The following is an 11,714-nucleotide window of genomic DNA, read 5'->3' as shown; positions in this document are numbered from 1 at the left end:
CGGTTAAACTGTGAGTGTTGTAGGCATTAACAAATGCATCATTACAATAAAACTCCGCACCTCCTAGCTTACTCTTAAAAATAGCTTTTTTATCTACATCATCACTTTTAAAAACAATGCTTTTATAGCCAACAGGAAGCCCATCAAAATAATCCCTTTCACTTAAAATCAAATCTTCTTCACCAAATACAAGAGGATTGAAAAGGTATTTTAAATCTCCTTCAACATTAATTTTCAAAAACTCACCATACAAAGAAAGTAATTTGAATAATGTATCATGTGCTTTTTCACTAAAAACAATTAGACCAGCAAGAATATTAATATCAAAGTTGGCCTCCTTAGCATCTAGCAAATAGTTAAAGTGCATAGTCTCAGGCCAAACCTCAGATAAAGTATTATTTTCATGATGTATATTCATCAAATAATGTAATGGATTGATACCACTTCTCATTTTGGGTTTGATTTTTTCCGCTACTTTAAAATAGTCAAAGTCAATTATATCACATACATTTTCATAGTTTCTTGGAACGTAAATCAAAAATCACCATCCTAAGCCTTATTTTTAGGCATCATTACATTCTGTGGCATTGTTCCCATTTTAATCTTTAATTTAACTTGTCTCAACAAATTCACATATTGGGTTTTATTAACTTGAACTCTTAATGTATCCGATATCCACAACTCATAGTTATGTCTATGTAGACGTCGATGGGAAATAGTATCAGCCGTTGCCCAATCAAAATCTTTACCCTTCTCAGTACCATATAACCACACCCCATTCATAGGATCATTGATCCCTATTCCATGAGCATGTAATTGTAAGCGAGCTCTAAGCAGAGGCATTGCTGCGAAACGACCTTTTCCTGGAATTATATGATGAGCTTCATGCTTAACTGTCGGCTTAGGCTCTCCAATCGCAGTCAAAAATCTAGCAAGTTTAGTAGTTGGATGGTGATTTTCTTTAAATAAAGTTTCTTCATCCGATAATTCGTTAGCAGCTCTGTACGCGTCTAAAGATTCTTGTATCACAGTAATAGACTCCAACCTCTTACGCTCTTTTTCAAGATGATTATAGTCTTGATTTAATCTATTAATGACTTCTGCATCTTTCGAACCTTTCAGTTTTGCTTTTTTATCATAAAAAGCTTTGGCTTTTAGCTCATAATTGTAAATAGCCATTTCTAGAGGAGTAGGATTAGATGGGCGATCAGGTTGAGGATAGATAGCGAATGGTTGCAAAGTAATCTCCTTTTATATCTGCAATGTAAGCTGAATACAACATTACTAGAAAGCATCCAAGAACAACGCAATAATACGATACAAGACAGCAGTTTACCAGCTAGTCCTTCCGTTCAAACTCAATGACTTTGAAACGCCATAGCGTCTCGCTAAACAACTACATTGCCACATTTAGGCCGCCTTCTCTATAATGTCTGCTATTCCAACAATCCATGCAGTTTTACAAGGCGGTATCAAGTGCAGGTTATGTCGTTTTTTTCTAAGGTGATACTGGTGGTGATGTTGGTCGCCATCTCAGGTTGCAGTTCATCTCCAACAGGGCGTAAGCAGTTTGCGGTGTTACCTGATAGCGAGATGAATAAAATGGGTGTAGCATCTTTTTCATCTATGAAACAAGAAACACCAGCTTCTTCTAATGCAAAACTCAACCAAGAAGTGCAGTGCGTTGCAGACGCCATCATTGCAGTGTTACCCGCCCCATACCGCAGTCAAAAATGGGAAGTGGTGTTATTTAACGATAAGCAGGTTAATGCATTTGCCTTACCCGGTTATAAAATTGGGGTATACACGGGGCTATTGAAGGTTGCGAAAAACCCATCCCAATTAGCCGCCGTCATTGGTCATGAGATCGGCCATGTGATAGCAAGACACAGTAATGAACGACTATCAACACAACTCGCCACTAGCCAATTATTATCCTTAGGCTATCAAGTCAGTGGTGAAGAATCCGCAGAGAAAAAAGCGCTTTTCCAAGCCTTGGGCATTGGGGCGCAAATCGGTATCATTTTGCCGTTTAGCCGAACACAAGAATCAGAAGCGGATTTACTCGGCTTACAATACATGGCAAAAGCGGGGTTTGATCCGAGAGAAAGCGTTAAATTATGGCAAAATATGAGTCAGGGCAGTACCAGTCAAACACCTGAATTATTATCGACCCACCCTGCCAATGCTTCTCGTATTCAACATTTACGAAACAATATGCCTAACAACCTCGCCATTTATGAAGCCTTGGTCGCTAAACATAAACAGGCGCAATGCAGCGCATAGAAAAGGCCGCCAATTGCTTGGCGGCCTATCTGGTTTCGCTGGTCATAATACGCCCCTTTTATCTACCTTGTTTGGCTTTCAAAAACGACACCAGTTCGTTTTCCTTGATGACCTCTATCTGCTTACCCCGCCGGATAGAGAGGCTCGCTGTTTTGGCTTCTTGCGCGCCAATGATAATGATATTGGGGATTTTCAGCTCAAAGCCGCGTTTAATTTTACGACCAACAGAGTGGTCACCAAACTCACATAAAACGTTGATATCTTGTTGCTCTAGGTTGACGCGTATTTGATTAGCGTAGTCTAAGACGGAATCATCCACTGTCACTAGTGCAACGGGTTGTGGATGCACCCATTCAGGCAATACACCTTGCGACACTTCGAGTAGTATGCCGATCCATCGTTCTATCGAGCCATATACTGCTTGGTGCAAAATAATGGGGCGTTCCACTTCGCCTTGGTCATTATTGAATTCTAGGGCAAAGCGCTCTGGCAAATTGAAGTCCAATTGGACCGTTCCACATTGCCAAATTCTTCCCATGGCGTCTTGTAATGCTAGCTCTATTTTCGGACCATAAAACGCCCCCTCACCGACTTGGATCTCATAGGGTACCATTTCTGCCTGACAAGCCGACTTAAGTATCTCCTCCGCTCGGCGCCAAGTCGCCTCATCACCTAGAGCCTGCTCTGGTTGAGTGGAGATTTTCACCTCTAAGGCTTGGTAACCGTAGTCGTTATATATTTGTTTAGCGCGCTTAAGAAATAAGCAGATTTCTTGTTTAGCCTGAGACCAAGCACAAAAAACATGGGCATCGTCTTGAGTAAACTGTCGTAAACGTAGGCTACCATTTAACGACCCCGACGATTCATTACGATGCACTAGACCAAATTCAAACAGCCTAAGTGGTAAATCACGGTAGCTGTGTACACCCCGTTTATACATCAGTATATGAGCAGGACAAGACATCGGTTTCAACGCATATTCTTGATCGCCGTTTTGCTCGCCACCAAAGAACATATCGTCTGCATACATAGCCATATGACCTGAAATCTGCCACAGGGACTTTTTCATAAGCTGAGGAGTACGCACTTCTTTAAAACCATATTGGCGATAACAGCGTCGCATATGTTCTTGTATCTTTTGGAACAAATGCCAGCCATTCGGGTGCCAAAAAAGCATTCCGGGGGCTTGCTGTTCTGAGTGAAATAGATCGAGCTGTTCTGCTAGTTCGCGATGAGTTTTCATTTCTTTCTCCTAATGAAAGACATTGAGTGAAAAACTCTGAGCGAATAACAAGAAATAGACATTAAAAAAGCCCTCTGGCAATTCGCTCAGAGGGCTTTTTTAATCAAACAGCAACTACCCTCCAAACAACCTTGTGGTCGTGGTGGTAGCGGTGTTGCCTTTGAAAAAACAAAATAATCGGTTCATAACCAATATTTTTATCACTTAAACGTCATGATGACAACAACTAAAAATAAATGGTACCGATCCGTCTAGAAGCTCAGCCCTAGTTCCTTTAACGCTAACTCACATTGCTCTGCATTTTTAAATTGTATGGCTGACATACCAACCGCTTCAGCCCCTTCTACGTTATAGGACATATCATCGATAAAAACGGTTTCAGAGGCTGTTAAGTCATATTGACACAACAATAACTGGTAAATTTCTGCTTGAGGCTTCATAACACCAATATTAGCTGATACAACGACGCCATCAAATTCTGACCAAAAGTCATAAGTGGACTGTAGATACTCCACCGTCTTAACCACATTATCGGTGAGTGCGTAAACACCATAGCCTGCCGCTTTCACACGCTTCAGCAAATCGACGGATCCAAACAACAAAATCTGGGAGTGTTTGACATAATAAAACAGTCGCTCACACTCTAACTCAGACAACCCCATGGACGCCTGATATTGATGCTTGGCTTCTGCTTCAGTCACTAGTCCTTTATTCAGGTCCGCCCAGATACGACTATGGAAAAGGTCTTTTGCATACTGCTCCAGATCTTCCATGTCACCGAAAGTCAACCTTACTACCTCGATAGGAGACCAACGAACCATCACATTGCCTATATCAAACACGACGTTCTTAATGTTGCCTAGTTGCATCTATTCACCTTCGTCATATTGGCACAGCCGTAAAGCAGCCCATCATAGAAAAAACCAATCTTACCGAGGATTTTATCGAGACGTTATGTCAAAAAGATGACTTTTTATTTTCTTTAAACCATCGACTATTCACCGTGAGTACTAATGTCACTTTAGAATAAAATTTTGTACCAGCGTGACGAATGGAATACTCTTTAATCTAAATCGCATTCTCTTGATATTCATATAAATCGTTCATTTTTTATAATTATTAATTTTTGCGCATATCAGTCTATTTTACAACGCTGAATTTAAGGTTAGCTCTTGTATATCGATTATATCCACTTCCCTGTTAAGTAAACGTTTATACTTAATTAATTCGTCTTTAGGGATAACGGGCACTTCGATGCCTTGATAGCATAGTGGTATTGATTTAGAAAAGTCTATTTCCAACCTGTGCCACGAGCCATCGACGACTGATTGAATTCGAGTCTCCTGAGATAAGCCAATTTCTATTTTTTGTGAATGATAGATTAGCTGAAAATACTCTAAATCCCAGCTATATTCAGTGTAGCGCATTAAAGGCTTTGCAAGATATGAAGAAACCCTAGTTAACAGTTTGTTGGCGTCTGAATTACGGATATACAGGTCAATATCGACAACCTCTCGACTGCCGCCGTGAATGGTTGCCGCCAGCCCTCCAACAATCTGGTAGCCAATGCCTTCTGACTCCAATATTCCCTTAAGCCAACTCAAAGCGTTTTTTACTCTATCACTCATCTAGAGACCTTATTCATCTGATGGTACAAACGTCTGATATACAAGCTGGCTAAAGCCCTCAGTTAGCTTTTTTGTATGCCAACCATTGAAAAGTGATGACTTGCAATATTGAAACCTTCACGTAAATAAAACTTATGTGCGGGAAAACGCTGAACACCAGAATCTAAGTGAATTTGTCCACAACCCTTTTCCAAAGCATAGGATTTGAACCAATCCATTAAAAACTTACCCACACCACGGGAACGAAACTCAGTGTTGGTAACCAAATCTTCGATATAAATATGTTTACCCCACGCGAGTTTTTCACCAACGCTGAACCCAGCGACAGCCAACACACCCTCTGATGATTTAACATAGACGACTTGATAGCCATTCGATTGCTGTTTGTCGATTTGAGCAGACAAAGAATCGACATTATAAGTCGTACGAAGTTGTAACAACACTTCCAGTACGGATGCATAATCAGAGTTTTTCTCTAAATATTGGACTTCCACTTTTTCTCCCTTTAACAGCTAGATGGAATAAATGAGTATGTTAACGGCTCAATAACACAGGCTCGTATGATTCAACATATCATACTTTTCTTGAATGCAAGAAAGTGGATTGGGGCGTTTTGAACACTAATAAGACGCCCATTACAGTCGTTACAGACTACTCAGCGATAAATTGCCATAGGGCAAACGTGTTTATTCATAAGGCCAAAGCTTGTTATACAGGTAGTCTGAGACCTTTGCACGATGTCACGAGCGACGCCAAGACGCGGCAAAAAAAGACGAGAAAGCGGAGTTTATAGCGATAAATGAGCATTTTGAGTCTGTTTTTAACAAAGTATTGGCAAGCACAGTAGTCGTGCAAAAGTCTCAGTCTATATCTTACCAATGACCTTAACGAGTATCAGTTGAACAAATCACCGCTTCATACATCAAGTAACAAGAGAGTATTAGAAGCGCCAATAGGTTCGAGATAATACGATAAGAACGGGGAAAATCTCTAAACGACCAAAGATCATCGCAACACACATCAACCATTTTGCTGGATCTGTCAAACCACCAAAACCAGATGCCGTCTCACCATAGCCAAACCCCATATTATTGATACAGGCAGCGACTGTGCCAAATGCAGTGGGTAAGTCGTACCCCATTGCGACTAATCCCCATATAAAGGCGCAAGAAAAGAAAATAAAGAGAAAGAACAACCCCCATACCGACTGAATTACCCTATCAGAGACAGAGTCACCCCCAACCTTGATTTGATAAACAGCATTTGGATGGATCAACTGATCGATTTCTCTTGATCCTTGGCGATACAGAAGGAGAAAACGCATTGCCTTGATACCACCACAAGTAGAACCAACACAACCGCCAAAAAAACTCGCCCCCATAAGTAGCAACACAACTTGAGCAGGCCAATGGGGGAAATTCGCCGCCCCTAGTCCATTATCCGTCATAATTGACACAGCTTGGAAAAACCCATGAACAAGCGAGTCTTTAGCATCAAACGTGCCTGTTCGATACAACTCAAGACACACAATACTGACTATAATAAATAAGACTAAAATAAAAAAACGGACTTCCGAATTTTTAAAGATAGGCTTAAAGCTACGATTCAAAATAACGATATAATAAAGAGAAAAGTTAAGTGCCGCTAAAATGGAAAACACGCCGCCCACTATCTCAATCGGTGCGCTATGATAATATCCTAAACTGTCGTCATGGGTAGAGAATCCCCCCAGAGACACTGTCGATAAACTATGACACAAGGCATCAAACCAGTTCATCCCTGCAGCGTAATAGGACAATCCACACAATACAGCCATTGCTGTATAAATCACCCATAAGTTACGAGCGGTATCAGCCAGCCTAGGTGTCAATTTCTCCTCTTTCATAGGGCCAGGCATTTCAGACTGATAAAGCTTTGCTCCCCCTATCCCCAGAAACGGCATGACGGCAACCGCTAAAACGATGATCCCTAGTCCACCAAGAAAGTTGAGTTGAGCACGGTAGTACAAAATGGACTTAGGCAAAGTATCAATGTGACTAAGAACAGACGCCCCTGTCGTTGTAATGCCTGAGATCCCTTCAAAAAGAGCATCCGTCATTGACAGACCAAGACGACGATCAAGGTACAAGGGCAAGGTACTAATGATAGAAAAGCTAACCCAGAAAATAACAGCAACCATAAAACCATCTCGGGTTCTTAGGTTCTTATCACCGCCATCCGTTGCTTTCCAGCCTATCAAACCAATCGAAAAAGCAATAGCAAACGTAATCAAAAAAGCATGTAGCTCATTTTCTCCGTAGATAAAGCTGATAAGAATGGGAACCAGCATAGAGAGACTATAAAGAAGCACCAAAAAACTGCACAAATGCAATATTGTGCTAAACCTAGAACTATTTCCCATCTACAAACCTGCTCCTGTGAGCCTTTACATTAGTGCGCGCTATAATAAATTTTTAAGGCATAAAATATCTAGAAAAAGAACGAGAATAGCCGTAAAAAAACCGTAAAAAAATACCGATAAAGACCTGAGTAAAACGTTAACTCGGCTAAAAACACCAAATCCCCCACCCTAGCCCCTTGAAGAAAGGGACAGCGACAGCCATCAGTCACCAAGGTCAACGCCTTTTTCGATTCAAACACATCATAAAGTTAGCTGGCCTAAAAAGATGTTCGTTCCCTAAGTGCCCCGCTGATCACAATGGCTCCCTGACTATTTCAGATTCTCCACCATTTGTATTAAAATACTATGAAAAATCAACATATTAAGTGATATTTCGTTCACAGTAATGAGCATTTTATTTGCCAAAGTAAAAATAGCCTGTATCTTTACACTGCTTTTTAGATCTCTCAGCGAGTGCTGGTAGCGATTAGGGTAGGTTTTAATGAATATAGTCTTTCTTGGAACGTCATCTGGTGTTCCTACTAAAACTAGGAATGTGACAGGCATCGCCGTTCGTGAAGAAAAAGGCAGTGGCTGGTATCTTATCGATTGTGGGGAAGGAACACAGCATCAAATTCTGCATACCAATTTGTCAGCCAACTCCTTGCAAGCCATCTTTATCACCCATATTCATGGTGATCACTGTTATGGCCTACCGGGCATTCTCGCAAGCGCGGGAATGAGTGGCCGAAAAGAGCCTCTGAAGATTATTGCTCCAAGTGGTGTGAAAGAATGGGTCGAGGCCACGCAACAGCATACCCAGTTATATTTGCCGTTTGCATTAGAGTTCATAGGCTCAGATGATTTACCGTCTGTCGATTTCAGAAACGTGCGAGTGGAGACAGAAGCGCTTTCCCATAGAGTACCATCTTATGCCTATAGCTTTACTGAGAAAGATATCAACCCTAGTTTGGACGTTGAGAAGTTGGCGTTACATGGCATCCCTAGAGGCCCACTTTGGGGACAATTAAAAAAGGGGCAGGATATTGAGCATAATGGCAAATTGCTCAGCAGTAACGACTACCTGCTATACGATAAGCACCCGCGCAAAATGATTATTGCAGGAGATAATGACCAGCCTGAACGGCTATCGCAATTTAGTCACGGGGCAAACGTGCTTGTTCATGAAGCCACTTATACAAAGGAAATCGCCGAAAAAGCGGGAAATAGCTATGGTCATAGTTATGCTGAGCAGGTGGCGGAATTTGCTCAGCGCACCAATATTCCTAATTTAGTGCTGACACACTTTAGCCCGCGCTACCAATCCAACCCCAACGCATCTCCCTCCATAGAGGATATTTACCAAGAAGCCAAAGCCTGTTACTCAGGTAGGCTATATCTTGCCAATGACCTTGACGAGTACCAGCTGAACAAATCAGGTGAGTTAAAGAAAGTTTAGGGAAAGCCGCCCAAACCTACACCTATAACCAAATCAAAATAAACAGCCTTAATTTTTTGGAAATCAACAACACCGGCTGACTTATAGGTGGCACAGGCTGACTTATGGGCAACCCTATTGAGTTCGGTTTGATATTCGGATGGATTCTTCCAAACCGGACGCGTTTCGTAGATATAAACAGACTGGTTTTCTAAACGCCAACCCAGATCAAATTGGTTCCTAATATGAATAGGAGGTCTTTTCTAAAAAGGCGTCACCTGCCTTTTCACTTTATGAAATTTCGAACTCGCTTAACGCCATAAAACTTGATTCTTCTCTTGTGATGTAGCGCTTTGTACGAGCGTCCGGCGCCGTAGGCGCTAACTGCTGCAATTTGTTATACCCGCTCAGAATTTGCACTACGGTCTTGTCTTTTAAGTACGCATTTAAAAGGAGCCATTTTGTGGTCTCCATCTGCATAAGATGAAAAAAAACCTTCCAAACTGCGGCCATTCTCACGCAACATTAAACTTAAACTACCACGATCAATATGAGCGCAATCTTGATTTTCGTATTCTCCAGTTAAAATTAAGTTCTTAAATGAACCAGTAAAGCCGTAGGTATGAATATCACTTGCTCCGCCAATCTCTACAATCTGCCCCCTGACGGAGTGCCCAACACGCTTAATTTCAACTCTGACCTCTATTGGCGACATACCCGAACCAATTTTAAAAAAAAACTTTCTATCAATTAATTCGTCTTGATTTTCTCCGTTTTCGACATCAGGAGCACCTTTGATAATAAGTTCAGCTTCTATATCTCTCTCACCTTCTTTTTCTTGAGCAGAAGCCGCAACACTAAGTGATTTATTAGTATCATTTTTCTCATCAGGTTCTTCGCTTGGACTCTTTCTTCTACGTCGCCGACGCTCGACAACGCCAAAGGCAATATTAATTCTTCTTTTATCAATTTCTTCTATCCCAATAAATGGAACTAGCACCCCATTCCATACACCTTCAATCTTGGTATCTTTGTAAAGTAAGTTTTCAAGCCAAGGAGTAATATTAGAGCGCCAAACCACTGAAAATATCAGAATCAGCAATGATGTGACCACACCAGCAATCACACCATTAATTATCGGTTCCGCTAAATCCGCTTGAGCTTGATTTGAAAATGAAAACCAACGCCAGCATAAAATACCGAAGCCTAAAAAAATCAAATATGGCGCCAATTTACGCAAAGTTATCCAAAACCAAACTAGACATTTCATAATCATTGGTTACTTCCGTTTAAAGGTATAACGCCGCCACACGCAGCTTTTGTAGTGGAGGCAAAGCCGCAACGAAAAAGACGTCGCCGTGACTAGCTTTGTTAACTATTTGGTCTTGCCTCTGTAAATGTACTTTCACCGACGACCCAAGTTTTAATAATCTCATACCCATGCTTTTTTAGAAGCCGCTCAATCACCGGTTTGTCAAGAATTCCATAGTATGACGAGCCTTTTGATCCAGAATATAAGTATCCATGTAACATTTTCTCTCCGGATTCATATTTACTAAAATAAGAACTTCTATGTTGATTTACAAAAATGGCAAAGCCATCCTTTCTTAGAAGCCTAATTATATGCTCCAGCACGTCAGCTATCATCCTTTTACAAGGAATTGCCGACAGAACATTAGTACATGTAATTACATCATATTTAGACCTATGTTTATCTAAACTTTCATAGGGGACTGTTTTACAGCCACTATAATTTGACTTAACGTAATTTTTTACAGTAGTTCTTTCACCTCGTACACTCTGCTCTCTATTAAGCTGGATTTCGGAGTCTACGAATGTAACTTTAGATGCAACCAATGCGAGAGTATCAGAATATCGAAGTTTTCCGCACCCAAAGTCGAGTATCGAAGGCTTATTTAAGATACCTCCGATATAGTCATCTACAACTGAAGATTTCTGGCTACTAGGTTTGGCTGCATTTTCAGTCCTGATCTCTTCTCCCTTAATTTTGTAACGCATATTCATCCCTAAGTTCTAAAAAAAGACCGTATAGTCTGACTAGATATTTGGTCTGATTGATCTTTTGACTTATTAGTAACTACGAATAACCAATGCACCACAGCAATAAAGAACACTAACGCCAAGTAAATAAGGAGGCCTTTATCAGGAATAGAGCGATTGACGGCCCACAATGTAATCACTGTTATTAACACTACCAGAAAGTGCTCAAAAACAATCCAAAATTGTAGCGCATAACGCCAAAAAATATGGACGTAATGTTGATCGATATTTTTTACTTCTGGATAGTAAAGGCCGTTCATTATTTCCTTCACTCGCGCCCGATTAAGCTTCTGTGATAATCCAGTCCTTTTTAACATAGGAGCAACTATAAAAAGTCTATCCCATAAATATCGTAATAGAATTATTTTGGATAGCTTGTTATGTACTTCAAAAATACTGCTACATAACCATGCTATGACAGCACCAATCAAAGGTATAGCGCCAAACGAAAATAACCATTCTATCAACTCCTTATAATCTTTGATCGGAGGTGCTAGTGATCTGTCAATTTCAACTTTTGGAACCAGTTCGAAGAAACGCAATGCGATGAGAAAAACTAGAGTGCAAAGAAACGTCCACTTTCCCAACTTTGAGAGCATTTGATTGTAGTTTTCTGGTGATGGCATATTTTTCCGTATCCAAAATCTGGGCGACAATATCCACTTGTATAGTTATTCT

The 11,714-nt window shown here is 40.7% G+C and carries 12 protein-coding genes; 2 read left to right on the top strand and 10 right to left on the bottom strand.

What is annotated here, in order from left to right; all coding sequences use genetic code 11:
* Positions 1 to 538: hypothetical protein (locus JHD45_RS08450; protein ID WP_199476075.1), on the bottom strand; the 538-nt coding region annotated here is incomplete at its 3' end.
* 11 nt (positions 539 to 549) lie between these two features.
* Positions 550 to 1,239 carry an AHH domain-containing protein gene (locus JHD45_RS08445; protein WP_199476074.1) on the bottom strand — a complete coding sequence of 230 codons (690 nt, stop codon included), beginning with the start codon at positions 1,237 to 1,239 and terminating at the stop codon, positions 550 to 552.
* Positions 1,240 to 1,485: 246 nt separating this feature from the next.
* Between JHD45_RS08445 and JHD45_RS08440 the strand changes: the two genes are divergently transcribed.
* Positions 1,486 to 2,286: a M48 family metallopeptidase gene (locus JHD45_RS08440; protein WP_199476073.1), complete on the top strand. Its 801-nt coding sequence runs from the start codon at positions 1,486 to 1,488 to the stop codon at positions 2,284 to 2,286.
* Positions 2,287 to 2,344: 58 nt separating this feature from the next.
* Here JHD45_RS08440 and thrS read toward each other — a convergent pair whose 3' ends face one another.
* The 5 genes from thrS to JHD45_RS08415 all read right to left on the bottom strand — a co-directional run bounded on the left by thrS (position 2,345) and on the right by JHD45_RS08415 (position 7,486).
* The gene (gene thrS / locus JHD45_RS08435; protein ID WP_199476072.1) at positions 2,345 to 3,529 is read right to left on the bottom strand and encodes a threonine--tRNA ligase; all 1,185 of its coding nucleotides are present in this window, start codon (positions 3,527 to 3,529) and stop codon (positions 2,345 to 2,347) included.
* A gap of 251 nt (positions 3,530 to 3,780) precedes the next feature.
* Positions 3,781 to 4,398, bottom strand: a complete 618-nt coding sequence (locus JHD45_RS08430) for an HAD family hydrolase (protein WP_199476071.1) — start codon at positions 4,396 to 4,398, stop codon at positions 3,781 to 3,783.
* Between the two features lie 276 nt (positions 4,399 to 4,674).
* Positions 4,675 to 5,157, bottom strand: coding sequence for a MazG-related protein (locus JHD45_RS08425; protein ID WP_199476070.1), 483 nt, complete (start codon positions 5,155 to 5,157; stop codon positions 4,675 to 4,677).
* A gap of 62 nt (positions 5,158 to 5,219) precedes the next feature.
* Positions 5,220 to 5,651 carry a GNAT family N-acetyltransferase gene (locus tag JHD45_RS08420; RefSeq protein WP_199476069.1) on the bottom strand — a complete coding sequence of 144 codons (432 nt, stop codon included), beginning with the start codon at positions 5,649 to 5,651 and terminating at the stop codon, positions 5,220 to 5,222.
* Between the two features lie 446 nt (positions 5,652 to 6,097).
* The gene (locus JHD45_RS08415; protein ID WP_233407711.1) at positions 6,098 to 7,486 is read right to left on the bottom strand and encodes a TrkH family potassium uptake protein; all 1,389 of its coding nucleotides are present in this window, start codon (positions 7,484 to 7,486) and stop codon (positions 6,098 to 6,100) included.
* 553 nt (positions 7,487 to 8,039) lie between these two features.
* Here JHD45_RS08415 and JHD45_RS08410 point away from each other — a divergent pair.
* The gene (locus tag JHD45_RS08410; RefSeq protein ID WP_199476067.1) at positions 8,040 to 8,996 is read left to right on the top strand and encodes a ribonuclease Z; all 957 of its coding nucleotides are present in this window, start codon (positions 8,040 to 8,042) and stop codon (positions 8,994 to 8,996) included.
* Positions 8,997 to 9,372: 376 nt separating this feature from the next.
* On the opposite strand, the gene JHD45_RS08405 is transcribed toward JHD45_RS08410, so the two are convergent.
* From JHD45_RS08405 to JHD45_RS08395, 3 genes are all read right to left on the bottom strand, one after another.
* Positions 9,373 to 10,251 carry a hypothetical protein gene (locus JHD45_RS08405; protein ID WP_199476066.1) on the bottom strand — a complete coding sequence of 293 codons (879 nt, stop codon included), beginning with the start codon at positions 10,249 to 10,251 and terminating at the stop codon, positions 9,373 to 9,375.
* Positions 10,252 to 10,346: 95 nt separating this feature from the next.
* Positions 10,347 to 10,994, bottom strand: coding sequence for a class I SAM-dependent methyltransferase (locus JHD45_RS08400; RefSeq protein ID WP_199476065.1), 648 nt, complete (start codon positions 10,992 to 10,994; stop codon positions 10,347 to 10,349).
* 8 nt (positions 10,995 to 11,002) lie between these two features.
* Positions 11,003 to 11,662 carry a hypothetical protein gene (locus tag JHD45_RS08395; protein WP_067016341.1) on the bottom strand — a complete coding sequence of 220 codons (660 nt, stop codon included), beginning with the start codon at positions 11,660 to 11,662 and terminating at the stop codon, positions 11,003 to 11,005.
* Positions 11,663 to 11,714 lie beyond the last annotated feature (52 nt).

Source organism: Marinomonas spartinae (assembly GCF_016461715.1).
Taxonomy (GTDB): Bacteria; Pseudomonadota; Gammaproteobacteria; order Pseudomonadales; family Marinomonadaceae; genus Marinomonas; species Marinomonas spartinae_A.
Note: the sequence above shows the minus strand (reverse complement) of the source record. Positions and strands in the feature narration are given on the sequence as shown.